Annotated in this window: 18 protein-coding genes; 11 read left to right on the plus strand and 7 right to left on the minus strand. The window is 54.5% G+C overall.

Features of this window, described 5'->3' with window-relative positions; translation table 11 throughout:
* Positions 1-159 precede the first annotated feature (159 nt).
* The 4 genes from HUF19_RS06625 (at position 160) to HUF19_RS06640 (ending at position 6373) form a co-directional block, all read left to right on the plus strand.
* Positions 160-1623 carry a cell division protein ZipA C-terminal FtsZ-binding domain-containing protein gene (locus HUF19_RS06625; RefSeq protein WP_260999039.1) on the plus strand — a complete coding sequence of 488 codons (1464 nt, stop codon included), beginning with the start codon at positions 160-162 and terminating at the stop codon, positions 1621-1623.
* Between the two features lies 1 nt (position 1624).
* Positions 1625-3730 (plus strand): NAD-dependent DNA ligase LigA, encoded by a 2106-nt coding sequence (ligA, locus tag HUF19_RS06630; protein ID WP_260999040.1) that lies wholly within the window; start codon positions 1625-1627, stop codon positions 3728-3730.
* Between the two features lie 34 nt (positions 3731-3764).
* Positions 3765-4454, plus strand: coding sequence for a transglycosylase SLT domain-containing protein (locus tag HUF19_RS06635; RefSeq protein WP_260999041.1), 690 nt, complete (start codon positions 3765-3767; stop codon positions 4452-4454).
* Positions 4455-4591: 137 nt separating this feature from the next.
* Entirely contained in the window at positions 4592-6373 is a 1782-nt protein-coding gene (locus HUF19_RS06640) for a PAS domain S-box protein (protein ID WP_260999042.1), read from the plus strand.
* Between the two features lie 48 nt (positions 6374-6421).
* Here HUF19_RS06640 and HUF19_RS06645 read toward each other — a convergent pair whose 3' ends face one another.
* From HUF19_RS06645 to HUF19_RS06670, 6 genes are read right to left on the minus strand one after another with little or no spacing between them, the layout of a single operon-like run.
* Positions 6422-8170 carry a BatD family protein gene (locus HUF19_RS06645; protein WP_260999043.1) on the minus strand — a complete coding sequence of 583 codons (1749 nt, stop codon included), beginning with the start codon at positions 8168-8170 and terminating at the stop codon, positions 6422-6424.
* Positions 8164-10050 carry a VWA domain-containing protein gene (locus HUF19_RS06650; protein WP_260999044.1) on the minus strand — a complete coding sequence of 629 codons (1887 nt, stop codon included), beginning with the start codon at positions 10048-10050 and terminating at the stop codon, positions 8164-8166. Before HUF19_RS06650 ends, HUF19_RS06645 begins: the two co-directional genes overlap by 7 nt.
* On the minus strand, positions 10050-11054 hold the full coding sequence (locus HUF19_RS06655) for a vWA domain-containing protein (RefSeq protein ID WP_260999045.1): 1005 nt from the start codon (positions 11052-11054) through the stop codon (positions 10050-10052). The genes HUF19_RS06650 and HUF19_RS06655 overlap by 1 nt, the downstream gene beginning before the upstream one ends.
* Positions 11054-11596, minus strand: a complete 543-nt coding sequence (locus HUF19_RS06660; RefSeq protein WP_260999046.1) for a DUF4381 domain-containing protein — start codon at positions 11594-11596, stop codon at positions 11054-11056. Before HUF19_RS06660 ends, HUF19_RS06655 begins: the two co-directional genes overlap by 1 nt.
* Before the next feature lie 2 nt (positions 11597-11598).
* Positions 11599-12549, minus strand: coding sequence for a DUF58 domain-containing protein (locus HUF19_RS06665; protein ID WP_260999047.1), 951 nt, complete (start codon positions 12547-12549; stop codon positions 11599-11601).
* Positions 12549-13508, minus strand: a complete 960-nt coding sequence (locus tag HUF19_RS06670; protein WP_260999048.1) for an AAA family ATPase — start codon at positions 13506-13508, stop codon at positions 12549-12551. The genes HUF19_RS06665 and HUF19_RS06670 overlap by 1 nt, the downstream gene beginning before the upstream one ends.
* Before the next feature lie 175 nt (positions 13509-13683).
* On the opposite strand from HUF19_RS06670, the gene HUF19_RS06675 reads away from it, so the two are divergent.
* From HUF19_RS06675 to HUF19_RS06690, 4 genes are all read left to right on the plus strand, one after another.
* Positions 13684-18546 (plus strand): NAD-glutamate dehydrogenase, encoded by a 4863-nt coding sequence (locus tag HUF19_RS06675; RefSeq protein WP_260999049.1) that lies wholly within the window; start codon positions 13684-13686, stop codon positions 18544-18546.
* Positions 18547-18608: 62 nt separating this feature from the next.
* On the plus strand, positions 18609-19724 hold the full coding sequence (locus tag HUF19_RS06680; RefSeq protein ID WP_260999050.1) for a hypothetical protein: 1116 nt from the start codon (positions 18609-18611) through the stop codon (positions 19722-19724).
* Entirely contained in the window at positions 19724-19948 is a 225-nt protein-coding gene (locus HUF19_RS06685; protein ID WP_260999051.1) for a DUF2835 domain-containing protein, read from the plus strand. Before HUF19_RS06680 ends, HUF19_RS06685 begins: the two co-directional genes overlap by 1 nt.
* 106 nt (positions 19949-20054) lie before the next feature.
* Positions 20055-21086 carry a quinone-dependent dihydroorotate dehydrogenase gene (locus HUF19_RS06690; RefSeq protein WP_260999052.1) on the plus strand — a complete coding sequence of 344 codons (1032 nt, stop codon included), beginning with the start codon at positions 20055-20057 and terminating at the stop codon, positions 21084-21086.
* A gap of 108 nt (positions 21087-21194) precedes the next feature.
* Here HUF19_RS06690 and rmf read toward each other — a convergent pair whose 3' ends face one another.
* Positions 21195-21389, minus strand: a complete 195-nt coding sequence (rmf, locus tag HUF19_RS06695) for a ribosome modulation factor (RefSeq protein ID WP_145469485.1) — start codon at positions 21387-21389, stop codon at positions 21195-21197.
* Between the two features lie 169 nt (positions 21390-21558).
* Here rmf and rlmKL point away from each other — a divergent pair, with 169 nt between their 5' ends.
* The 3 genes from rlmKL (at position 21559) to HUF19_RS06710 (ending at position 25637) form a co-directional block, all read left to right on the plus strand.
* Positions 21559-23706: a bifunctional 23S rRNA (guanine(2069)-N(7))-methyltransferase RlmK/23S rRNA (guanine(2445)-N(2))-methyltransferase RlmL gene (rlmKL, locus tag HUF19_RS06700; protein ID WP_260999053.1), complete on the plus strand. Its 2148-nt coding sequence runs from the start codon at positions 21559-21561 to the stop codon at positions 23704-23706.
* 311 nt (positions 23707-24017) lie between these two features.
* Positions 24018-25196, plus strand: a complete 1179-nt coding sequence (locus HUF19_RS06705) for an ammonium transporter (RefSeq protein WP_260999479.1) — start codon at positions 24018-24020, stop codon at positions 25194-25196.
* Positions 25197-25331: 135 nt separating this feature from the next.
* Positions 25332-25637, plus strand: coding sequence for a TfoX/Sxy family protein (locus tag HUF19_RS06710; protein WP_260999054.1), 306 nt, complete (start codon positions 25332-25334; stop codon positions 25635-25637).
* Positions 25638-25673: the final 36 nt, after the last annotated feature.

Consider the following 25673-nt stretch of genomic DNA (forward strand, 5'->3'; position numbering starts at 1 on the left):
ATCGCTGAGCGCAAAAAAGAGGCCAAAAGCGCCGTCCGGGGTCTGTTTTCGCGTGAATCGTTGTGTAACACTTTGAACCCGGATAAACCCTGCCGTTCTGATGTCCCATCGAGCGCTTTTCCGGAGCGGCAAAACAGTGAATGAAAGTCTGAGGCAACTATGGAATGGAGTTGGCGAACCGTCCTGATCCTGATCGGATTATTAGTGATGGTAGCAATATTAATTGATGGTTTCCGCCGTATGCGCCGTGCGCGTGCGGAAGCTCTGCGTCTGGATGTCAGCCATGACTTCCGCTTTCCGGACGACGGTCACAACCCGGAATTGCCTGGTGGCGCACGGGTGGTTCATAAAGCCCCGGCTGAGACAGCAAAATCTTCAGTGGACGATGAAAGCGATGCCTTGCTTGGCTTCCGTCGTGCACAGCAGCGTGCCGCAGAGCAGGAACGCCCGCGCCAGCCGGCACAGGAGCCGGTATTTACCGAGCTTGAAGGCAATTTTTCGACCGAAGAAGAGCCGGTGATTCCCTGGGAAGACGAATTAGGGCCATCACGGGTGGTTAAATCTGCAGTGGTTACCAGGCCCGTGGTCAAAAGCGCTGAGCCTGAATCCGATGCAGAAGCGGCGACTGCAGAAGTCACTGCGCCTGCGCTACAGCCCGAGCCTGCCGTACAGCCAGTCAGTGTCAGTCAGGAGGTGGACGCCATCACCCACCCTGAGCCTCAACCCGAGCCTTTACTGCACAGCGAAGAAATTCAGGCTGAAGCGGCACAGGCCCGTGCCGGGCACCGGGTTGAAGACCTGGAAATACCGCCATCACCGCTGATTCCCAAAGCCCGTCCGGTCAATCTGGATGAGCAGTTTCCGGTGCTGCTGGATGTCGAAGAGCTGGGTGATGACGATATCAAACCGCAGATCGAAGATGACAGTGCGGATGTAGCATCTGCGGCAAGTGAGCCTGCAGCTAATAACCCGCAGCCCGATGAAGCGGAAGTGAGCGCTGATCCGGTGGTTGCTGAAGCCTCTGACATGCAGGAAGACAATCTGCCGGAGCTTGAAGATCCTGAGCATATTGTCGATCCGCATCTTGAACAGGAAGTCGAAAAACTGCCATCGGAGCTGCCGCTGCAGCCGGTCAATTTTGCCGGTGCCAATGCCGAATCCCTGGCCAGCCGTGGTATTCCGGAGCTGGTGCTGGAAATTCATGCTATTGCCCGTGATCCGGCCGGATTTTCCGGTAAAGATGTTCTGTTTCTGTTTAACAGTTGCGATCTGCGTTTTGGCGAAAAAGATATTTTCCACCGCTTTGAGCAGGCTGACGGCGAAGGCTGTATTCAGTTCTCGGTGGCACAAAGTTATGAGCCCGGCATTTTTGTTCCGGCGGCGATGGCGCAGCAGCATTTCCGTGGCCTGAGTTTCTTTATGAGTCTGCCGGGGGCGAAAAAACCGCTGGAAGCTTATGAAGCCATGTCAGAAATGGCTTTGGTCGTAGCGCGCAAATTACGTGCCGATGTGTACGACGGTGCCCGCAGTGCGTTAACACCGCAAACCATGGAACATGACCGCCAGCAGATTATGGATTTTGAACGGCGCCAGCGTCTGACCCTGAAAAAACAAGCTAAGTAATATGAATACACAAAATGATCTTTTTGCAGAGGAGCCAACGGGCTCCTCTTTTTCTTCTGACAGTGCTATTCCGGCCGGCGCTGCTGAACAGCGGATTGAGCAGCTGCGCAACGAAATTAATCTGCACAATCACCGCTACTATGTGCTGGATGAACCCAGTATTCCGGATGCTGAGTACGACCGCTTATTACGTGAATTACAGCAGCTGGAAGCTGAGCATCCACAATTAATCAGCGCAGATTCCCCGACCCAGCGTGTCGGAGCAACACCGCTCAGCCAATTTGTCAGCGTAACCCATGAGCGGCCAATGTTGTCGCTGGATAATGCGATGAACGCGGAAGAGTTTTCGGCTTTCTACCAACGTCTGCAGGAACGGTTAAAAACCACAGACGATATCGCACTGGCCTGTGAACCAAAACTGGATGGTCTGGCCGTCAGCATTCTGTACGAGCAGGGCGTGCTGGTGCGTGCTGCTACCCGTGGTGATGGCCAGACCGGCGAAGACATTACGCAGAATGTGCGCACTATTAAAAATGTTCCTCTGCGCTTACAGGGCGATGATTTTCCTGCACGCCTGGAAGTGCGTGGTGAAGTCTATATGCCGAAGGCGGGCTTTGAAGCCTATAACGATAACGCCCGCGCTAACGATGAAAAAGTCTTTGCTAACCCGCGTAATGCCGCCGCCGGTTCTCTGCGTCAGCTCGACCCGACTATTACGGCGAAACGTCCGCTGGAATTCTGTGCCTACAGCATTGGTGTGGTCAGTGATGACGCGGTTTTACCGGCAACGCACAGCGCTATTCTGCAAAGAATAAAACGCTGGGGTATCCGCATTAATGAAGAGATGCGGGTCGTGAATGGCGTGGCTGAAGCCCAGGCTTTTTTTGAGCAACTGGGAGAAAAACGTCATCGTCTGGCGTATGAAATTGATGGCACGGTGTTTAAGGTCGATGACCTGGCGCTGCAGGAACAGCTGGGATTTGTTGCCCGTGCACCGCGCTGGGCCATTGCCTATAAATTCCCGGCGGTAGAAGAAATGACCGAGCTGCTGGGTGTCGATTTTCAGGTTGGCCGAACCGGTGCCGTAACACCGGTGGCGCGGTTAAAACCGGTACATGTTGCCGGTGTCACCGTTTCCAATGCCACGCTGCATAATATGGATGAAATTGCCCGTCTGGGCGTAAAAATTGGCGATACCGTGATTATCCGCCGCGCCGGTGATGTGATTCCGCAAATTGTCTCTGTGGTTGCTGAAAAGCGTCCGGCCGATGCCCGTGACATTCAGATTCCGGCGAATTGCCCTGTGTGTGATTCGCTGGTCGAAAAAGTCGAAGGTGAGGCCGTTGCCCGTTGTACCGGCGGGCTGGTGTGTTCCGCGCAGCGCAAAGAAGCGATTAAACATTTTGCTTCGCGTAAGGCTCTGGATATTGAAGGTCTGGGCGATAAATTAATTGATCAGCTGGTGGATGCCGGATTAATTGACTCCGTGGATGATTTATTTCATTTAACCCTGGAGCAGCTGGCAGGCCTTGAGCGTATGGCGGAAAAGTCGGCACAGAATATTCTGGACGCGCTGAATACGGCGAAGCAAACCACGCTGGGACGTTTTTTATACGCACTGGGTATCCGCGAAGTGGGCACCGTCACGGCTAATAATCTGGCCTCACATTTTGGTTTTCTGCAGCGCATTATGGATGCCGATGCAGAGGCTTTGCTGGAGGTTGCTGATGTCGGTACCGTGGTTGCTGCCCATGTGCATAATTTCTTTGCCGAAGAGCATAACCGCACGGTCATTGAACAGCTGCAGCGTGCCGGTGTGCACTGGCAAGAAAAAGAGCCGCAACAGAGTGCCGATTTACCATTAAGCGGTAAAACCGCCGTTATTACCGGCACTCTGGCCCAGAGTGGTATGAGCCGTGATGATGCCAAAGCCTTACTGGAACAGCTGGGTGTGAAAGTGGCCGGCAGTGTGTCGGCGAAAACCGATTTTCTGGTGGCCGGTGAAAAAGCAGGCTCAAAACTCACTAAAGCGCAGGCGCTGAATGTTGAGGTGCTGGATGAAAATGCATTTCTGGCGCTGCTGAATGAACACGGTATACAGCCCTGACGCGGGGTTGTGGAGCAGGAAATAAGGAACAGGCATGACCCGTAAAGGTATCCGCTTTTCACTTCTGGCTGTATTGCTGGTACTGGCAGGTTGCTCCACCCCGCAGCCGAAAAATATTAATAACGTCTGCGAAATCTATGACGAATATTACGACTGGTATAACGCCTCTAAAGCGGTGAAGAAAAAGTATGGGATTCCGGAGTCGGTGACCATGGCGTTTATTCATCAGGAATCGAAGTTTATCGACGATAACCGTCCGCCGCGTAAGTGGTATCTGTGGATCATTCCCGGCCCGCGGCCGTCGACGGCCTATGGCTATGCTCAGGCGCTGGACGCAACCTGGGAAGAGTATATGCGCCTCACCAATAACTGGGGCGCAGACCGCGATGATTTTGAAGATGCGGTCGATTTTATCGGCTGGTACAACACCCGTACCATTAAACGCACCGGCATTCGCCCGCATGATGCTTACAGCCTGTACCTGGCCTATCACGACGGGGCCGGCGGTTATCTGCGTGGTACCTATAAGAAAAAGCCCTGGCTGATGCAGGTGGCAAGAAAGGTTGAACGCCGGGCCAAACAGTATCAGCAGCAGCTGGTGCGCTGTCAGGAAGACCTCGACAGTAACTGGTTCTGGCGCACGCTGTTTGGACAGGAAACCATCAATCGTCGCCCGGTTATTCATTTAGGACAATCAGCTCAGGGCAGACCTGAGCGTGGCTGATTGATAAAAAGCTTGTTAAAGACGGCGCTCTGACGCTTTCCTGCTAGTCTTAAAGACAGTCCCGGAGCGGACTGTTGCCATGCGGTAAGGTTGTACGCATTTTCCTGGCAGGATAGGTTTTCTGTATCGGAGTATGCATGGAAGTACTTCCATGGCTGTTGTTGGCCGTTGTTATCATTATCGCCATTGTGTTGCAGCAACGGCGTTTTCGCGTTTTACCTACCGACACCCTGTTTGAGCTGAGCCCGGACCCGGTGCTTCTGGTTGATTCCAGAGGCATCATCCGCATGGCCAACCGGGCTGCGCATCATCTGCTGAGCTACGGCCCCGGACTGATGGTCGGGCAGCCGGTGGATATTCTGGTACCTGAGGATATCCGCAGCCAGCACCAGCATCTGATTGCTTTGTTTTTCTCCTCCATCGGCGAACGGCGGATGAATAACCGCATCTGGATCAACGATGCTCAGGGGCAGAAAATCAATGCTGAGATTCATCTGGCACTGGTCGATTACGACGGCGAGCAGATGGCGATCGCCACCATTCTGGATACCAGCACGCTGTGGATTTCTGAGCGTAAGCTGCGCGAACAGTACAAGGCTTACGATGAGTTGTTTGAGCATTCGGCCGTAGGAATCTGTTGCGTCAGCCTTGGTGGACGCTTTCTTCGGGTAAACCGCCGCCTGTGCGACCTGCTGGGCTACAGCAGTGAAGAGCTGCTGGAACGTTGCTTTCAGGATATTACCCACCCCGATGACCTTGAACTGGATGTCAGCAAAGTGAATGAGCTGCTGAGCAGCAGTCATTGTTCTTACAGCATTGAAAAACGCTACCGCCATGAAGATGGCCGCTATTTCTGGGCGAACCTTACGGTGACCCTGATCCGTGATGAGCAGAATTTCCCCGATTATTTTATTTCCGTGATTGAAGACATCAGTGACCGCAAGCAGTCTGAGTTATTGCTGCAGCAGTCCGAGGTTAAATTCCGCACCATTGCCGAAACCATTCAGTCGGTGGTGTGGATGTCGACGCCGGGAATAGAGCAGATGCTGTTTGTTAACCCGGCTTATGAGCGGGTTTGGGGGCGCAGTTGTGCCAGCCTGTACGATGATGCGCACAGCTTTCTGCAAGGGATTTACGAAGATGACCGGGCGCGGGTGCGTGCTGAAATAGAACGCCACCGGCAAGGGCGCTGGGAAATCGAATATCGGGTAGAGCATCCGGAGCGGGGCCTGCGTTATATCTTCGACACCGGGACAGGGGTGCTGAACAGCAGTGGTCAGCTGGAGTACCTGATTGGTCTGGCAACGGACATCAGCGATCAGGTGAAAGCCAAAGCGGATATGGCTCATGCCCTGGAGCAGGCGCATCAGGCGACCGAACGGCTTAATCTGTTAATCCGTACCGACCCGCTGACCGGTTGTCTGAACCGTCAGGCTCTGTATGAAGAGCTGGAACATCAGCTGGAGCTGTATCGCCGCTATCAGACACCGTGCTCGCTGCTGTTTATCGACCTGAACGACTTTAAACAGATTAACGATACCTTCGGCCATATTGCCGGTGACGAGGCCTTACAGGCGCTGGCGGAGCATATCCGTCAGCATATCCGCGCCACGGATATTCTGGCGCGCTATGCCGGTGATGAGTTTGTGGTGGTATTGCCACAGAGTAATGTGCGGGAAGCGTCGCTGGCATTGCGGAACCTGCGTAATAACGTGTTGCGCCATCAGACCCCGACCGGCGAGTTTCCGGTGCACTTCAGTATTGGTCTGGCTTATGTCGGTTACCCTGATGTTGCCGATGCCAGCAGCTGGATTGAAGTGGCCGATCAGGCGATGTATCTGGATAAGTCAGCCCATGCCGGGGCGAATAAGTTGCCTGCCTCTTCTGGTGCCGGGCCGGATCAGTTTCCGGGCGAATAGCCGCACCGTACTGAATAACCCGGCCTGTTTCTGTAATCCCCCGTTACTTCAGTGTGGATAAAGCACGGCGCGTTGGGTCTCTGTTTTGCCACTCTGACGTTGCAGCTCTTTTAACAACGCCAGCAGATTCTGGCCGTTATAGGCGGAATTCTGCTGTGGCGAATAGAGCCGGGCATCAAGTTCCGCCAGCGCCGCCTGCAATCTGGGCTCGGGCAACCGTTCTCCAAGCTGGCTGAGGCTGACCAGTGGTTGCTGGTTATTCACGTTCCGGAGGTTTAAGCCACCGGCATTAGCCCAGTCCAGCAGGTGGCTGCGGATGGCTGCGGCGTCTCCCTGTTGGCAGGCCTTATTCAATGCCTGCCAGTGCTGCTTCAGCGTCTTTTGCGGATGATCCTGTTGCGCACTTTCAGACGCGGCCGGACGGGCTGGTGTCGTGCGTCGTACATGCCACCACAGCAGTAAAAACAGCCCATTACTCAGCACCAGAACGGCCACAGCCAGTTGCCAGACGAGCAGCTCAGCGGTGCTGCTGGTTTCGCCAGCGGCAGGCTGCGCCGTCGCATCTGCGGCACTGTCCGCGCTGTTGTTTTTAACCGGCTCGGCTGTTTGTGATGATGCCGCAGTCCCTTTGGCGGGCTTAATCTGAATACTGTGGGCCGGTAATACGGCGTATTCCAGAGTAGCGCTTCTGGTGTTCCACCAGGGGATGCGGATTTCCGGCAGCAGAATACGGCCGCTGCTGCCCGGTACCAGAGCGATGGATTGTTCCGAGGTACCGCTCAGGCCATCGTCGCTGCTTTGTTCATTTTGCTGGGTCTGATCCGGGTAGTAGCGCAGATTATCAACCACCGGCAGAGCAATGGCCGGCAGCTGACTGCCGGGTAAACCTTTGGCGGTCATGATCAGGGTGCGGGTAACCGGCTCGCCGGCCACCCATTGCTGGGGTGGCGTGCTGAAGGTTTCGCTGATGCTCAGGTTTTCAGCCGGAATCCACGGCGCCTGCGGATAATCCTGCGGAATGGGTTTCACCTGCAGGGTAATCGGCTTGCTGACCGCAGAGCCCTGACGGCCACGGCTCCAGCGGTCGTAAGGATTGCTGATACGGGCGCTGAAGCGCTGGCCGGGAATCACCAGCTCGCCGCTTTCTTCGGGGAAAATCGCAAAGCGCCGTTCGTACACGCCCAGACGCTGGCCATCAACAACGGTGGTGTACTGGCGCACATCCCCCAGCGGCTGTACCAGAGCATCGGTCACTTTAAATTCTGACAGGGTGGCGTCTTCGTGGCTGACGCTGTAATACAGCTTTTCGGTGTAAAGAATCTGCCCCTGAACGTAATAGTTATCCTGCTGGCTGATCTCGGTATCGAAGAAAAATTCTTTGGCGATCTGCGCCTTTACGTCGTCTGACAGCTCGCGCACGTTGATGGTAATGGGTTGTGTCTGCTGATTTTCAAAACGGATCGGGGGAATGGTCAGTTTGCCGTTGCGTCTGGGTGTCAGCGTCAGGGTCCACTCGGTAAAGGACTCGGTCTTACCGTTGATGGAGCGGAACTGGTTGGAGCGCTGCTGGTTCAGCACCTGAAAATCGTTCTGCAGCGGAGTTAAATCCGGTGAGCCAAATCCCACCTGTTCGCTGTAGCGCAGCATCAGTGTAAAGGTATCGCGTTCGGCGACTTCTTTGCGGTCAACGCTGGCGCTGAAGGTAGCAGCCTGCACCTGAGTGGCGGCCAGCAGCAACGCCAGCAGCAACCCCTGCAGCCAGTGAATGCGGTTAAACAGCAGGTCACGCATCACCATAAAACATCCTCACTTTCCTGATCGGCCTGTTGCCGGTACTGGTATAAAAATTTGCGCTGTAACAGGTTACCGGGGTTGTCCGGTACCCGGTTCAGCCATTGTTGCATGGCGGCCTGTTCTTCACGGCTGAGGCCGTTGATTTCTGTTTCCGGTTCGCCAGACTGGCGGCGCAGCTGTTGTGCGGATTCTTCCTGCGGCTCTTCCTGATCTTCGTCAGCGGCTGCTATGCCCTGTTTCTCTTCGTCAGTCTCAGGCTCCTGATTCTGTGCCGCCTGAGAGGCTGATTCATTCTGCTGTTGTTCGGCCAGCTTATCAGCCTGCTGCCGGGCAAAGGCATCGTCTTCACTCTGATTCTGCTGCTGACCGTCCTGCTGCTGACCGTCCTGCTGCTGTCCGTCCTGCTGCTGTCCGTCCTGCTGCTGTCCGTCCTGCTGCTGACCGTCTTGTTGCTGACCGTCCTGTTGCTGACCGTCCTGTTGCTGACCGTCTTGCTGCTCTTTTTGTTGTTCTTGCTGCTGTTTGAGTTTTTCGGCGGTCTCGCGGTTGGCCGCAGCTTCTTTCATTTCCGGGTTGAGCTTCAGGGCTTCATCGTAGGCGGCGATGGCTTCGTCCGGCTTTCCGGCCTGCAGCAGGGCATTACCACGGTTGTAATGGCTGATGGCGGTTTGCGGGCCTTCGGCAAAGGCTTTGGCGGCGCTTTCATAATCGCCGGCACGGTAAGCGGCGCTGCCACGCCAGGCGGGATCTTCGAAGGCGTCAGCGGCTTTGGCAGGATCCTGTTCAAACAGCTCTGAGCCTTGCTGGTCCGGGGTTTGCCATAAATCTTTCCACTCCAGCGCATAGCTGTTATCGGGCCAGCACAGCGGCACTAACAGCAGGCTGAACAGTACGCCACGGCGGAACAGCAGCAGGGCAACGGGCAGCAAAGCAAAGATCAGCCAGTAGCCGGCGTCGTGCCACTGATCAAAACGGGCAAAGCCGCTGTCGGTTTCCTGCGGGTCAAAGCTTTGCGGCTGTGCGGGTAACAGGCTTTGCCAGTCGCTGTCGTTAATGCTCAGTGTCTGCCAGGGGATATTCAGCTCGCGGCTGAGATCGCGGATCGGCCCCAGATCCAGCTGTGGCAATACGATGGTGCCGCTGCCGTCGCGCAGAAAGCCGGCGCCGGGCATTGGCACCGGCGCACCTTCGGCGGTGCCGATGGCGAGTACCTTAAGCTGAAAGCGCTGACCGTCGAGGCTGTTACGGATACGTTCAATATCTTTGCTGATAATGCCGTCGGTCAGTAACAGCAGGCGGGCCTGCTGGATACCGGCATCGCTGACCAGCTGCTGCGCCAGGCTGATGGCTTTATCCGGACGGCTGCCAGGGCTCGGCATAATAAACGGGGACAACGACGGCAGCAGGTTTTCGATGGTGTCGCGGTCATCGGTTAAAGGCGTCACGGTATGGGCGTCGCCGGCATAGGCGACCAGTGCGGTCAGGCCGTCGGCGCGACTGCGCACAATATCGGTGACTTTCTGAATGGCGCGCACTGCCCGTGACGGCTTCAGATCCTGGGCGCCCATGGATGCGGACATGTCGAGCATAATGACCAGCGCATCCTGATTTTTTTGCAACGGTTGCGGCAGTTTTTCAACGCTTGGTCCGGCCAGCGCAATACAGGCGATCAGCCAGGCGGCGAGCAGCCACCATAAGCCCGCTTTACGGCGGCCGCTGAGTTGCTGCTCCAGCATATAAGGCTGCAGGTGGGCATCAATTACACTGGCCCACTGGCCGGCGCTTAAAGCGCGCTGCAGCAGCAATGAAAAAGCCAGCAGGGCAGGCAGTGCCGCCAGCAGCCACAGCGGCCGTAAAAAATGAAACTGACTGAGCCATTCCATCAGTGTCGACCTCCGCCGGGTATCCGGTTAAAACGTTGTTGCAGCGCAATCAGCAGGCTGATAACAAAGGCAACGGCTAACGGCCAGTGGAACAGACTCTGCTGCGGACGATAAATTTCCGGGTCTTTTTCGGTGGGCTCCAGATCATCAATAAACTGATAAATCTGTTGCAGCTCTTCGGTATCGCGGGCGCGGAAAAAAGCACCGCCGGTCTGGCGGGCAATTTCACGCAGGGCATTTTCGTCCAGATCCCGTGACGGATTAACCTTACGCGTGCCGAAGAAACTGGAGACTTCCATCACATCGGCACCAAGGCCGATGGTGTAAATTTTTACGCCATTACTGGCGGCCAGTTCGGCGGCTTTTACTGGCTCAATTTCGCCGGCGGTATTGGCACCGTCGGTGAGCAGAATCATCACCCGGCTTTGTTCCGGATTATCCTGCAGACGTTTAATGGTTAAACCGATAGCGTCGCCGATGGCGGTTTTTTTACCGGCCAGGCCGATCTGCGCTTCATTTAAAAAGGTGCTGACGGTACGGGCATCAAAGGTCAGCGGTGCCTGCAGATAGGCATTGCTGCCAAACAGAATCAGGCCCATGCGGTCGCCACTGCGCTGCTCAATAAAATCACTGACCACCTGCTTGACCACCGCGAGACGGTTAGCGGGCCTGTTATTCAGGCGCATGTCTTCAATTTCCATACTCTGGGAAATATCCACCGCCAGCATCAGGTCACGGCCGGAGACCGGCATCTGCACAATTTCACCGCTGTGGTAAGGGCGGGATAAGGCGCCAACAAGAGCAATCCATAGCGCCAGTGGCAGTAACCAGCCACTCAGATTCTGTTGTGTCTGACGTTCGCCACCTTTGCTGTTCTGCAGCCGCCAGGGGCTGAGTGAAGGGACTTTAAGCGCTGCCTGCTCAACTTTTAATGGCGGTAAAAAAGCGCGGATAATCCACGGCAGTGGCAACAGAAAAAACGCCCAGGGCCAGTGAAATTCCATTAATTGGCCTCCGTTTTTGCGCTTGGCCGTACGGCTGGCTGTGGGCCTGTTTTTTCTAGGTCTGTGCGGGCGTTTTTCAGCCAGCGCTGTGCCAGAGCGAGCAGATCATCCAGCTCACCATAATGCTGGCGCCAGTCGGCGCGTGGCGGCGCATAAGGTGCTTCTGCCAAAGCCCGTGCACTTTGATTATTGAATAATGGCACCGGACTGTTCTGATTAAGAAAATCCACCCAGGCCTGACCGTGCAGGGCAACCGCCTGTGGAAAATACTGCTGGCAATAGAGTTTCAGAATTTCATTAATCTGGGCGCAGGCCTGGGCATCGGTTTTATCGAAATGCGAGCGCAGGTTCTGCAATTGCTGCAGGCAATCGCTGCGTCGCTGCCAGCGCTGCCGGAGTTTGCGCCAGACAAAAAAGGCGGCAACCGCGGCCAGCAGAATAACGATAAGCAGCAGCCACCATCCTGGTGCCGGCGGCCAGGCACTGACCGGGTCAGGCAGATGAATATCGTATATTTGCAGGGTATCGTTCTGCGGCTGCATGGTCAGCTTTCCTCCGCCCGTACGCGGCTGAGCATGCCGAGTCCGAGCCCCTGACGCAGGGCCGGCAGCGGATCGGCATTGCTGGTGCTCAGGGCAATCAGCGGCACTTTAAGACGCTGCAGTTGCTGTTGCAGGCTGTTCATGCGCAGGCTGAACGCCTGCTGGTATTCCTCGCGCTGACGGCTGGTGGTGCTGTCGAGGGCCAAGCGTTGCTGGCCATCGCTGAGGCTGTAAAGACCCGGCGGCGGCAGTTCGGCTTCCAGCGGATCGGAAATATGAACAGCAACCAGATCGCAATGACGGGTCACCGCGTGCAGCTGCTGCTCGCAGTCGGCATCAAATCCGGTCCAGTCACTGATAAAGTAAACGGCACTGCCGGGGCGGGCAATGCGGCGCAGATGGCGGCAAATCTGTTGCATACGCTGTTGCGGATCGGCACTGGCTGATGGTGCTATTGTGGTCAGTTCATTCAGCAACTGCAGCACCTGTTTGCGGCCGGTTTTAGGTCGCAGGTCGGTTTCCTGCTCATCGTTAAACAGCAGGGCACCGATACGGTCGCCGTGTTCCAGTGCAGCCCAGGCAAATAACGCGGTGAGATCAGCGGCCAGCACCTGTTTTAACGCGCGGCGGCTGCCAAAGCGCATGTTGGCGCGCAAATCACAGACCAGCAGGATCGGCCGTTCTTTTTCTTCACGGAAAACTTTGATGTGCGCGTCGCCGGTGCGCGCGGTAACCCGCCAGTCCATCGCGCGGATATCATCGCCGGCCTGATATTCACGCACTTCGGCGTAGTCCAGACCGCGGCCACGGATGGCGGAAGCATGGCTGCCGGCCAGATCGTTCAGCACTTTTTTCTGCTTATGCAGCGGTAGCTGACGCGCCAGTGCGCGCAGCTGCACCAGATTGGCCGGCAGAATTTCGGCCCCTGCAGAGAAATGTCCGTCCTGGCGCATCAGACAACCGGTACCCGTTGCAGCAGTTCGTTAATCACCTTATTCACCGTCATGCCAGAGGCTTCGGCTTCAAAGCTGAGCAACAGACGGTGGCGCAGTACATCGTGGGCGACTGCCTGCACATCATCCGGGCTGACGTAATCACGTCCGTTCAGCCAGGCATGGGCGCGGGCACAGCGGTCGAGGGCGATGGTGCCACGCGGGCTGGCACCGTATTCAATCCAGCTGGCGAGGTCTTTGCCGTAAGGCTCCGGGCGGCGGCTGGCCATCACCAGCTGTACCAGATACTGCTCAACGGCATCGCTCATGTGCAGATTCAGTACCTGCTGGCGGGCGGAGAACACCATCTCCTGCGACAGCTTGGTATCGTCGCTGTTTTGTTGCTGCATGGCTTCCCCACGCGCCAGACGCAGAATTTTCTGCTCGGCTTCGCTGTCCGGGTAATCAATCACCACATGCATAACAAAACGGTCGAGCTGGGCTTCCGGCAGCGGGTAGGTGCCTTCCTGTTCGATCGGGTTCTGGGTAGCCATCACCATAAACAGCGACGACAGCGGGCGGGTAACACCACCGACGGTCACCTGACGTTCGGCCATGGCTTCGAGCAGGGCGCTCTGCACTTTGGCCGGTGCGCGGTTAATTTCGTCGGCCAGAATCAGGTTATGGAAAATCGGCCCGGCCTGAAAATCGAAGGTCTGCTGTTGCGGGCGGTAAATTTCGGTACCGGTAATATCACCCGGCAGCAGATCGGGGGTGAACTGAATGCGTTTGAAATCCCCTTCAATGCGTTCGGCCAGGGCGTTGATGGCTTTGGTTTTTGCCAGACCGGGGGCACCTTCAACCAGTAAATGGCCATCGCTTAATAAACAAATTAACAAGCGTTCAACGAGATGGGGCTGGCCAATAATCTGTTGTTGCAGTGCTTCTTTCAAGCGTGCAAAACCCTGTTGTTCAGTCATCTTCTTTTTATCCCAGAGCGTTGATTTAATTCGGATTTTAGAGACTCAAAGCATTTGGTCAATGGCTCTGATTGGTTGCCGCAGATAAAGTTCACCGGGCGTGCCGGATGAGCGCTGCGCTGGTGGCGAAATGATCTAAGCTTAGGTGTTATCAGGGATCTGGACGGATAACACTATGCTGACTGCTTTGCACACCCTTATTAAGGACCGTAACCATAACGAGCAGGCTGCCATCCTGCAACGCTTTGCCGATCTGTATTTTTCCGGTGCGCCAGCCGATGAACTGATGGCACGCTCGGTGGAAGATGTGTATGGCGCGACACTGTCCTGCTGGCAATTTATTCAGCAGCGTAAACCACACCAGCCCAAAGTACGTGTATTTAATCCGGATTATGAGAATCACGGCTGGCAATCGATTCATACGGTGGTTGAAATCGTTTGTGACGATATGCCTTTTCTGGTCGACTCGGTGCGGATGCAGCTTAATGCGCGACAGTTATCACTGCATTCGATTCATTACTGCGTATTGCATGCCCAGCGTGATAAAAAACACCAGCTGAAAACGGAAAATGACTGGCATAAAAATGATAATGGCAGTACGGCCGAAGCCATTATTTATATTGAATTTGATCATCATTCAGATCGTGATCTTCTGCAGTCGCTGACCAAAGAACTGCTGGATGTGATCGCTGAAGTTAATGCCTGTGTGAATGATTTTCCGGCGATTATCGAAAAAGCTGAAGCTACCCTGGCCCGGCTGGATAAACCACACCATAAAGATCGCACTGCTCACTATAAAGAAGCACAGGAATTTCTGCGCTGGCTGATTAATAACCATTTTACCTTTCTGGCCTGTGATGTTTTCAATATCGAGCATGAAGGAAAGGAGCAGTATGTCGTTCGTGACAGCTCGCAGGATCTGGGATTGTTCAATTACAATAAAGCGAGCCGTAACCGCTTATTGCTGCGCGATCTGGAAGATGAAGTACGTGATTTTATCACCAATCAGCAGGTCGTAAGCTTTATGAAATCCGGCAGCCGCAGCCGGGTTCACCGGCCCGCTTATCCGGATTACGTGGTGGTGAAATTCTTTAATAAAGATGGCGAAGTGACCGGCGGTATACGCTTTATGGGGCTTTACACCTCCATTGTTTATATCGAAACGCCGGACAACATTCCGCTGGTGCGGGAAAAACTGAAAAAAGTACGGGACATGGCCGACTTTAATCCGGCCAGTCACAGCGGTAAAGAGCTGAACCGCATTCTTGAAGTCTATCCGCGCGATGAATTATTCCAGTCCACGGCAGAGCAACTGCATCGTACCGCATTAAGTATTCTGAATATTCAGGAGCGTCGTCAGACCCGGGTGTATCTGCGCAAAGATTCATACAGTAAATTTATATCCTGTCTGGCCTATGTACCGCGTGATATTTACAACACCGAACTGCGCCAGCGTATTGAAGGGGTGTTGGCGGCCGAGTTTTCACCACTGGATATTGAATTTAATACCTACTTTTCTGAATCCATTCTGGCGCGCACTCAGTACACACTGCGACTGAACCCTGATAACCCTGTGGTGTTTGATGAGCAGGCGGTGGCGAAAAAAATCTGTCAGGTTGCCCGTTCATGGCAGGATGATCTGCACGATGCCCTGATAGAACAGGCCGGGGAGGAACGCGGAAATCATCAGTTTCACCGCTATCGCGATGCTTTTCCTGCGGGTTACCGCGAAAACTTTACCGCCCGTACGGCGGTAGTGGATGTACAGCATATGGAGCATCTGTGCGCTCAGAGTACAGGTCAGCTGGCGATGAGTTTTTACCGTGAGCTGGAGGAAGGCGACAATGAATTACGTTTTAAACTGTTTAACCGCGATACCATTCTGCCACTGTCGGATGTGATTCCGGTGCTGGAAAATCTCGGCTTACGCGTGATGGGCGAACATCCTTACGAGATTATCTGCGCCGATGGGCAGCGTATCTGGATTCATAATTTTCTGCTGCGTTATACCCTGTCAGAAAGTATTAATATCGCCGAGGTTAAAGGCTTATTTCAGGATTCATTCCGTGCCGTCTGGGAAGGCCAGGCGGAAAATGACGGCTTTAACCGGCTGGTGTTGGGAGGTCAGTTAAGCTGGAAGGATATTTCTATCCTGCGTGCATATGCCCGCTATATGAAGCAGATCCGCTTTGGTATTTCGGAAAATTACATAGCTGAAGCTTTGTGCCGTTATATCGATATCAGTGCCAGGCTGGTGCATCTTTTTCATCTGCGGTTTGGCCTTAAAGAATGTACACCTGAACAGCGTGACGAAGAGGTTAATCAGTGCGAACAGCAACTGATTGATGCTCTGGAAGGTGTGGATCAGCTGAACGAAGACCGTACCATCCGCCGCTATATAGAACTGATCAAAGCGACACTGCGCACCAACTTTTTTCAGCAGGATGAAAAAGGCCAGAGTAAGTCTTACCTCGCTTTGAAAATGAACCCGGCGGCGATCAGCGATATGCCATTGCCACGGCCGATGTTTGAAATCTTTGTTTATTCACCGCGGGTAGAGGGGGTGCACCTGCGTGGTGGCCGGGTTGCCCGTGGTGGGCTGCGCTGGTCAGACCGCAGCGATGATTTCCGTACCGAAGTGCTGGGGCTGGTTAAGGCGCAGCAGGTTAAAAACGCGGTCATTGTTCCTGTCGGTGCAAAGGGTGGTTTTATCGCCAAATGCCTGCCGAAAGAAGGTGGCCGGGATGCCTTTATGGCGGAAGGTATTGCCAGTTATCAGACCTTTATCAGCGCCTTGCTGGACGTTACCGATAATCTGGTCGAAGGGCAGGTAGTGCCGCCACAGAATGTGGTGCGTCATGATGATGACGATCCCTATCTGGTGGTCGCGGCCGATAAAGGTACGGCAACCTTTTCTGATATTGCCAATGAAATTGCAGTTAACCGTGGTTTCTGGATGGGCGATGCTTTTGCCTCCGGTGGTTCCATCGGCTATGACCATAAAAAAATGGGCATTACCGCACGCGGTGCCTGGGTGTCGGTGCAGCGACACTTCCGTGAGCAGGGCGTTAATATTCAGGAGACAGATTTCAGTGTGGTGGGTATCGGTGATATGGCCGGCGATGTGTTTGGTAATGGCATGCTGTTGTCTGAACATATCTGCCTGGTGGCAGCCTTTAACCATATGCATATCTTTGTTGACCCCAATCCGGATGCCGCACGCAGTTTTGCTGAGCGAAAACGTTTATTTGAGCTGCCGCGTTCCAGCTGGGAAGATTACAACAGAGAGCTGATTTCCAAAGGCGGCGGTATTTTTTTACGCTCGGCGAAAAGTGTGCCGGTTTCTCTGGAAATGAAACAGCGCTTCGGCATCGTCGAAGATCGTCTGCCGCCGAACGATTTAATCAAAGCGCTGCTGCGCGCACCGGTTGATCTGATCTGGAATGGTGGTATCGGTACCTATATTAAATCGTCTGCAGAACGTCACTCTCATGTTGGCGATAAAGCCAATGATGGTTTGCGGATTAATGGTAAAGAAGTCCGCGCCAAAGTAATCGGCGAGGGCGGCAACCTGGGCATGACCCAGCTGGGCCGGGTTGAATACGCCCTGAAAGGCGGCGCCTCCTATACCGATTTTATTGATAATGCCGGTGGCGTGGATTGCTCCGACCATGAAGTGAATATCAAGATCATGCTGAACGAAGTGCTCGACAGTGGTGATCTGACGCGTAAACAGCGCAATGAGATCTTTATGCAACAGACCGACGACGTGGCGCGGCTGGTGCTGAATAATAATTATCGTCAGACTCAGGCCATCGCTCTGGCATACCGCGATTGTAAACTCCGGTTGGATGAATATGTGCGTCTGATGCGTGAGTACGAAAGTCATGGCAAGCTCAACCGGGCGCTGGAGTTTTTGCCTAACGAAGATGTTCTGATGGAGCGCCGGGCAGCGAGTCTGGGGTTAACCCGGCCGGAACTTGCGGTACTGATTTCTTACACCAAGGCTGATCTGAAAGAGCAGCTGAATCATCCGGATATTCATGATGATGAATACGTTGCCAGTATTCTGCACACGGCGTTTCCACAGGCTTTCTGCGAGCGCTTTCCAGCACCTTTAAGTCAGCATCGTCTGCGCCGTGAAATCATTGCCACACAACTGGCCAACGATATGGTCAATTATATGGGCATTACCTTTGTTAACCGTCTGCATGACTCAACCGGCGCCAATATGAGTGATATTGCCCGCTCTTATGTGGCAGCGCGTGATATTTTTTCATTGCCGGAACACTGGCTGGCGATCACTGCGCTGGATTACCACATCAGCACCGATATTCAGGAAGATATGATGGCTGACCTGATGCGTCTGGTACGCCGTGCCAGCCGCTGGTTTTTACGCAACCGCCGCGCAAAAATTGATATCGCCGCCGAAGTCGCACGCTTTAAACCGGCGGTACAGGGTATTGCTGCCGGGCTGGGCCGTACGCTGAAAGGCTCGGCACTGGAGCGCTGGCAGGAGGTGTACAGCAGCCGCGTTGAAGCCGGAGTGCCGGAGGCGCTGGCGGCATTAACCGCCGGTGCTGCCAATCTGTATTCGGCTCTCGGCATTATTGAAGCCGCCGCTCAGACAGGTCGTGATATTCATGCGGTAGCGGAAGCCTATTTTGAAATGGGCGAGCATCTGTCGCTGAACTGGTTTGTGCAGCAGGTGAATGCATTGCCATCCAACAGCCACTGGGAGGCGCTGGCACGCGAGACGCTGCGCGATGATCTCGACTGGCAGCAGAGAGCATTAACGGTTGGCATTCTGGGGACACAGGAAGACGGTGTGAGCCTTGCCGATTCTGTTGCTCAGTGGGAGGAAGAATATGCCCCGCTGGTTGCCCGCTGGGCGAATATGCTGAATGAATTAAAAGCCGCCGATACGCTGGAATTTACCATGCTGTCGGTTGCATTGCGGGAGTTGCTGGATCTGGCCCAGGCCAGTCGCCATCAGCGTCCCTGTGCCGGTGATGAGGACATCAGTATCAGTGCCTGAGTAGTGAGCGGCGGCAGAAAGCTTTATGATTCCGCCGTTATTTCTGCTTCAGGGTGAAGTCATTGTCTGCCGTTTGGCCAAAGCGTTTTATTTTTTCCGGTGTGTGCCTGTTGTCAGGCCTGCTGACGTTACCACTGCAGGCGGCGGAGGTTGATCAGTTCAGCGGGCGTGGCGCGCTTACGCTGACGGATTCTGCGCCTTTGCTGGATGCAGAGGTTAACCGCCGCCTGCAACTGGCGGTGGATATGGCTAACCGTCCGGTAACCAAACCACCCCAGCTGCGCACACGCCCGGCGTTACAGTATCCTGCCTGTGAAGAAGAACGGCTGTACGATGCGCTGGCCTGGGAGCTGGCGCGGCCGGTGATTGGCCAGCTTGAAACCTTTGCCGAAGAACACCCGCAGATCAGCCGGCACCGGGTAGCTTTCCGCGATTCGGTATACCGTAATTTTATCTGGCAGCAATCCCCATCGCTGGTATTGAGTGAACGTGTTGCCGCCGTTATCCGCGTTGGCGACGTGGAAATCGGCAGCGATAAACTCGGCCATTTTTTTACCGAAGGCTATAGCTATTTTGAAGTGACTGAGCGGCTGCAGGATTCGGTTGAAGAGGGCATGTTGTTCGGCGAGTGGTCGGAATCTCTGTACTTCGGCGCTCAGACCACGGGGGTATTTTCTTTTGCTGATCTGGCCGCCAATCTGAACGGTCTGCGTTTCTGGAACCGTATTCTGGCGCATCATCCAGACCCGTTATCGGGGCGTGAGGTTACGCCTTATATCCGCTGTGAACAGCAGCGCTGGCAACTGGTTGATACATTTCATTTCAGCGGTTATATCGACACGGCCTGGAATGAAAGCGTTAACTGCTCCGCCTTCCGTAACCTCGGTATGCTTGAGCAGGTACTGCATTATCAGCCGCGTTGTACCCCGCAAGCGTTACCGCAACATAAGTATGGCCGCTGGCAGGATCGGGTGCTGAACCATGCCGGTTTGCAGGTATTGCCTGATTATCTGCAGCCTGAGGTGATTCTGGCACAACGTGCTTTTATGCGGGAAGTTCGTCTGCCCGAAGGTGTTCTGGAGCGTATCCGGGAATTACGTTTGCAGCTTGATATCTGGCGCCAGCAATCCCCGCCATTGGCAGACTCTTTTCACGATCATCAGCAACAGGAGCCATAATGCAGCGCATCGTACTGGATCTGGCCATTTCCGCTCAGGAATATCAGCGCTTTTATCGCGGCCAGATAAAACAGGTCGTGGCACGGGCGCTGGATGGGCGCAATGTCCGTTTTCCTGCCAGCGTGCTGCAGCAGGTTGTACAGCATGAAGGCATTTATGGCCGTTATGCCATCGAATTTGATGATCAGGGCAAGTTCCAGCGTATTGTGCGTCTGGGAGCCTGACTTTCAGCGTATAACAGGTTTTTTTGCGCTCAATCGTCTACAGCGCGGACGGACTGGCATATAATGCCGGCCGTTTTGCCACCCGCTTTATCAACTGAGGTCTGTTATGGATTGGTATGCTCTGAGTCGCGCTCTGATGTTTCGTCTGAATGGTGAAACTTCCCACGAACTGGGACTGGATATGATGGGGGCAAGCGAACGCCTTGGACTGTTGCAGTTTCTGGCGCCTCAGGTGGCAGCACTGCCAACCACCGTTGCCGGTATTGAGTTCCCGAATCCGGTTGGTTTAGCCGCGGGTCTGGATAAAAACGGCGATTATATCGATGCTTTTGCCCGTCTGGGTTTTGGTTTTATCGAAATCGGTACCGTCACTCCGCGCCCGCAGCCGGGTAATCCTAAGCCGCGTCTGTTCCGTATTCCTGAACGTCAGGCCATCATCAACCGTATGGGCTTCAACAACAAAGGCGTTGATCATCTGGTTGAGCGGGTAAAAGCGGCAAAATACCGTGGCGTGCTGGGTATTAATATCGGTAAAAACTTTGATACGGCCGTCGAAGACGCGACCTCTGATTACCTGATCTGCCTCGATAAGGTGTATCAGCATGCGACCTATATCACCGTGAATATTTCCTCACCGAATACACCGGGGCTGCGTACCCTGCAGTTTGGTGATTCGCTGAAGCAGCTGCTGGAGCCGATCAAAGCCCGTCAGCTGGAGCTGGCCAAAGAATTCGGCTACAAGCCGGTGTTCGTCAAAATCGCCCCGGATATGGAAGAAGACGACGTGGCGCTGGTGGCGGAAACCTTTGTTAACAGCGGCATCGATGGTGTGATCGCCACCAATACCACACTGTCGCGTGAAGGTGTTCAGGGCCTGCGTTACGGCAATGAAGCCGGTGGCCTGAGTGGCGCGCCACTGGAAGATCTGGCGACCGAGACCGTTGAACATCTGTGTCAGGCGCTGGCCGGTAAACTGCCGGTGATTGGTGTGGGCGGCATTCTCGACGGTGAAGGTGCTGCAGAAAAGATCAAAGCCGGTGCGTCGCTGGTGCAGATTTACTCCGGCTTTATTTACCGTGGTCCGGAGCTGATCCGCGAAGCGGTGGATGCACTGGCCGATTTACGTACACAGGGCTGAGTTTGCCCGGTGGGTACGGCGTTTAAGCAAAAAAAAGCCCTGCTTATCGCAGGGCTTTGCTTCCCTGAAGAGGAAGCGTGCACAACGGGCATTAAGCCCTGGAGAACGTCATACGGCCATTTTATGAATGCCAGAAACGCCGGTGTAACCATCCCAGTGGTCGGCACGACCGGAACGCCAACCTGCAAGCCAGGAGTCTCGTTGTGGTCCTATGGGTGCAAGATCTTTTGAACGGCGCTCAACGCCAGCGCGATAACCACGTGCAAAAGCTCTTTCCTGCATGTCGCGTTTCTGTTTTTTCATAGAAAGCTTCCTCGCTAAAGTTATTTGCTCGACGGCCAGAACAACTGGTTGAATCACTGACCGAACCCCTGTTGTACCTCAGGCTGGTGAGGAATGTTAATTATTTATTACTTCTAAGCGTCACTATTCTTACAGCCACAGGCTATTTGACGAAACGGGTTTTCTCATCATGCAAAATGAAACAACAGCAACAACCATGACCTGGCTGGCGGCCTGCCCGAAAGGTATCGAATCCCTGTTGGCGGATGAAATCAGGCACTTGGGCGGTGAAGTTGAACGTGAAACACACCTTGGTGTGATCTGGCGCGGCGACCTGACGCTGGCCTATCGCTTTTGTTTATGGAGCCGTCTGGCGAGCCGCCTGCTGCTGCCTCTGAATGAAAGTCAGGTAGACAATGTCGACGAAATGTACGAAGCGGCCCGTTCTGTCGAATGGCCAGCCATCTTTGCTGTGGGGGCGACCTTCCGCATCGATTTTCACGGCCGTACTGATTACCTCAACAATACGCAGTTTGGCGCGCAAAAGATCAAAGACGCCATTGTTGACCGTTTCCGTGAGGACACCGGCGCCCGCCCGTCGGTGGATAAAGACGGCGATGTCCGTATTGAAGCGCAGCTGCGCAAAGGCAAACTTAATCTGTATTACAACTTCAGTGGCGACAGTCTGCACCGTCGTGGTTACCGTCTGCAGCCGGGTAAAGCGCCGCTGAAAGAAAACCTGGCGGCTGCGGTACTGATCCGCGCCGGCTGGCCTGCACTGGCGGCCGAAGGTAAGCATCTGATCGATCCTATGTGTGGTTCCGGCACCTTGCTGATTGAAGCGGGGATGATGGCCGCCGACATCGCGCCGGGTCTGAACCGCCAGAAGTGGGGCTTTGAAGGTTGGCTGGGCCATACCCGGCAGCTGTGGCTGGCCGAGGTCGAACAGGCGCGTTTGCGCCGTACCGCGGGGCTTAACGCCATGCACAGCCGCCTGTACGGTTTTGATATTGATGCCGATCAGCTGGCGGCCGCCCATCAGAACCTGAGCCGCTCTCCGCTGGCCGGTAAGATTCATCTGGAACGCCGTGCGATTGAGCAGCTGCGGGTGCAGAACGAAGTGATTGAAGAGGGCGGTCTGGTGGTCTGTAACCCGCCTTATGGTGAGCGTCTGAGCGAACTGCCACAGCTGGCGCCGCTGTATCAGCAATTCCACGATGCCACCATGCGCCTGCCACAATGGCAGCTGGCGGTGTTTACCGGTAATACCGATCTGGCCAAGAGCATCCGCCGTCCGCTGGATAAGCAATATCGCCTGATGAATGGGCAGATCGCGACCCGTCTGCTGGTATTCGGTGCTGCTGATGAACGCTCAGCACAGCCACAGGGCAGTATGATCCGCGGCCCGGTTGAAGCCTTTGCCAACCGTCTGAAAAAGAATATGAAGCCACTGCAGAAGTGGGCCAGGCGCGAAAACGTTGAATGTTATCGCCTGTACGATGCCGATCTGCCGGAATACGCGGTGGCGGTTGATCTGTATGGCGACTGGCTGCATGTGCAGGAATATGTACCGCCGAAATCCATCGACGAAGCCAAAGCAGAGCGTCGTCTGCTGGATGTGCTGGCCGTGTTGCCTGAAGTAACCGGTATTCCGGCCCAGCAGATCGTACTCAAGCGCCGCGAGCGTCAGGCGGGCAAACGTCAGTACGAGAAGCAGAACACCGAACAGCGTTTTATGCCGGTACGTGAAGGTAATGTGCAGGTTCTGGTGAATCTGAAAGATTACCTGGATACCGGCCTGTTCCTTGATCACCGTCCGACCCGTCTGCAGATTGCCGGGCTGGCTTCCGGTAAGCGCTTCCTGAACCTGTTCTGTTATACCGCCACCGCCAGTGTGCACGCAGCGGTAGCCGGAGCGCATTGCACCAGCGTTGATATGTCGCGTACCTACCTTAACTGGGGCAAAGAGAACTTCCTGCTGAACGGTATCAAACCGGAACAGCACGAATTTATTCAGGCCGACTGTATACAGTGGCTGCGTGATTGTAATGAACGCTATGACCTGATCTTTATGGACCCGCCAACGTTCTCTAATTCCAAGCGCATGGAAGGCGTACTGGATATTCAGCGCGATCACGTAATGTTGGTAGAACAGGCCATGCGCTGTCTGAATCCGGGTGGATTGCTGATTTTCTCCAATAACCTGCGACGCTTTGATCTGGATATGGATGCACTAAAAGAGTTCACGATAAAGGATGTGAGCGCAAAATCGGTGCCGTTCGATTACGGACGTCGCCCTAATATTCACCATTGCTTCCATATTACGCATCCTGCCTGAATCTGTTTGCACGCATTCAGGGCGCGTGGGAACTGAATGCGTGCGCACTCCTCACACTTTGTTCCGGCTTTGTCAGGCAATCCTGACAAAGTTGGTACAGAACCTGCTAAAACCCTGACTTATTGGATGGTGGCGCACCACACTGGTGTTCATTTTTCCAGTCGGCACTCTCATGAAGCATCACAACTGTGGTTGTTGATCAACTGATCTGGGCGAGCCGTTTTTATCAGCGAGAATCCAGCGAATTAAAGTGAGGACACAACGTGGAAACTATTGACGTTAACAGCATCAACAGCGCCGTTGAGACTTTGATGCAAAGCGCCAACACCATGTTTATTCTGCTCGGTGCCATTATGGTACTGGCAATGCACGCCGGCTTTGCCTTTCTGGAAGTCGGTACGGTGCGCCATAAAAACCAGGTTAACGCCCTGGTAAAAATCATCACCGACTTTGGTGTGTCGACACTGGCGTATTTCTTTATTGGTTATCAGATTGCCTACGGGGTGAATTTCTTCAGTGGCGCCAGTGAACTGGTAGCGAACAACGGTTACGACCTGGTTAAGTTCTTCTTTCTGCTGACCTTTGCGGCGGCGATTCCGGCCATCGTGTCTGGTGGTATTGCTGAGCGTGCTAAGTTCTACCCGATTCTGATTGCCTCTGCCCTGACGGTGGCGTTTGTCTATCCGTTCTTTGAAGGCATGATCTGGAACGGTAACTATGGCTTTCAGGCCTGGCTGGAAAGCAGTTTTGGTGCTCCGTTCCACGACTTCGCCGGTTCCGTTGTGGTGCACGCCGTTGGTGGCTGGATTGCCTTTGCCGCGGTTGTTCTGCTGGGCTCCCGTCGTGGCCGTTACCGTGATGGCCGGGTGGTGGCTTTTGCACCGTCCAACATTCCGTTTCTGGCGCTGGGCGCGTGGATTCTGGCCGTGGGCTGGTTCGGCTTTAACGTGATGTCTGCCCAGACTCTGGATGGCATCTCCGGTCTGGTGGCGGTTAACAGCCTGATGGCGATGGTTGGCGGTACGGTGGTTGCCATGATTGTCGGTAAAAAAGACCCGGGCTTTATTCACAATGGTCCGCTGGCAGGTCTGGTAGCGGTGTGTGCCGGTTCTGACCTGATGCATCCGATCGGTGCGCTGATCGTTGGTGGCGTGGCCGGTGCGTTGTTCGTCTTTATGTTTACTCTGGCGCAGAATAAATTCCCTAAATTCGATGACGTATTGGGTGTGTGGCCACTGCATGGTCTGTGTGGTGCCTGGGGTGGTATTGCGGCTGGTATTTTCGGCGCAGAAACCTTTGGTGGTCTGGGGGGCGTAAGCTTTATGTCACAGCTGCTGGGAACCGTTGCCGGTATTCTGGTGGCAACGATTGGCGGTTTTGTGGTCTACGGTATTGTTAAAGCCATCTCTGGCATCCGTCTGGATGAAGAAGAAGAATTTAATGGTGCCGACCTGTCGATCCATAAAATTGTGTCGACCAGCGAAGACTGATTACGCCGTTTTCATTGCTTCGCACAACAAAAAAGCCGCAGGGAAACCTGCGGCTTTTTTTGTTTAACTACAGGCAGGCCCGGGGCTCTTCTGAATTATTCAGCGCTGCCCTGGATTACAGACAGGGAGGTTGATATGGCAGAACGTATCCGGGATTTACCCGGCCTGGGCGAGAAAAGTGAACAGTCACTGACACGGGTTGGCATTACCGATGTTGAACAATTACGCAGCTGTGGTGCGGTGATGGCTTTTTATCGCTTACAGCAGCTGGCCGTCGCTGAAGGGCGGGCTAAACCCAGTCTGAATTTTCTCTATGCGCTTGTCGGTGGCCTTAGCAACCGCAGCTGGTTGGCCGTTGCCCAGAGTGAACGGGAACAGCTGTTAATGGAGCTAGAGGGAATCTCCGAAATGGAGCGTATGTTTCAGGCTGACAGTGAATGATGTCATCGCATTGCACGGTGTAGTACCCATAAAAAA

It is taken from the genome of Thalassolituus hydrocarboniclasticus (genome assembly GCF_025345565.1).
Classification (GTDB): Bacteria; Pseudomonadota; Gammaproteobacteria; order Pseudomonadales; family Oceanobacteraceae; genus Venatoribacter; species Venatoribacter hydrocarboniclasticus.

Coding starts and splice junctions, on each gene's coding strand:
- HUF19_RS06705 (WP_260999479.1), top strand. CDS start 24,018: ATGCAAAGCGCCAACACCATGTTTATTCTGCTCGGTGCCATTATGGTA.
- rlmKL (WP_260999053.1), top strand. CDS start 21,559: ATGCAAAATGAAACAACAGCAACAACCATGACCTGGCTGGCGGCCTGC.
- HUF19_RS06625 (WP_260999039.1), top strand. CDS start 160: ATGGAATGGAGTTGGCGAACCGTCCTGATCCTGATCGGATTATTAGTG.
- HUF19_RS06660 (WP_260999046.1), bottom strand. CDS start 11,596: ATGCAGCCGCAGAACGATACCCTGCAAATATACGATATTCATCTGCCT.
- HUF19_RS06640 (WP_260999042.1), top strand. CDS start 4,592: ATGGAAGTACTTCCATGGCTGTTGTTGGCCGTTGTTATCATTATCGCC.
- HUF19_RS06710 (WP_260999054.1), top strand. CDS start 25,332: ATGGCAGAACGTATCCGGGATTTACCCGGCCTGGGCGAGAAAAGTGAA.
- HUF19_RS06670 (WP_260999048.1), bottom strand. CDS start 13,508: ATGACTGAACAACAGGGTTTTGCACGCTTGAAAGAAGCACTGCAACAA.
- HUF19_RS06655 (WP_260999045.1), bottom strand. CDS start 11,054: ATGGAATTTCACTGGCCCTGGGCGTTTTTTCTGTTGCCACTGCCGTGG.
- rmf (WP_145469485.1), bottom strand. CDS start 21,389: ATGAAAAAACAGAAACGCGACATGCAGGAAAGAGCTTTTGCACGTGGT.
- ligA (WP_260999040.1), top strand. CDS start 1,625: ATGAATACACAAAATGATCTTTTTGCAGAGGAGCCAACGGGCTCCTCT.
- HUF19_RS06665 (WP_260999047.1), bottom strand. CDS start 12,549: ATGCGCCAGGACGGACATTTCTCTGCAGGGGCCGAAATTCTGCCGGCC.
- HUF19_RS06690 (WP_260999052.1), top strand. CDS start 20,055: ATGGATTGGTATGCTCTGAGTCGCGCTCTGATGTTTCGTCTGAATGGT.
- HUF19_RS06675 (WP_260999049.1), top strand. CDS start 13,684: ATGCTGACTGCTTTGCACACCCTTATTAAGGACCGTAACCATAACGAG.
- HUF19_RS06685 (WP_260999051.1), top strand. CDS start 19,724: ATGCAGCGCATCGTACTGGATCTGGCCATTTCCGCTCAGGAATATCAG.
- HUF19_RS06645 (WP_260999043.1), bottom strand. CDS start 8,170: ATGGTGATGCGTGACCTGCTGTTTAACCGCATTCACTGGCTGCAGGGG.
- HUF19_RS06635 (WP_260999041.1), top strand. CDS start 3,765: ATGACCCGTAAAGGTATCCGCTTTTCACTTCTGGCTGTATTGCTGGTA.
- HUF19_RS06650 (WP_260999044.1), bottom strand. CDS start 10,050: ATGGAATGGCTCAGTCAGTTTCATTTTTTACGGCCGCTGTGGCTGCTG.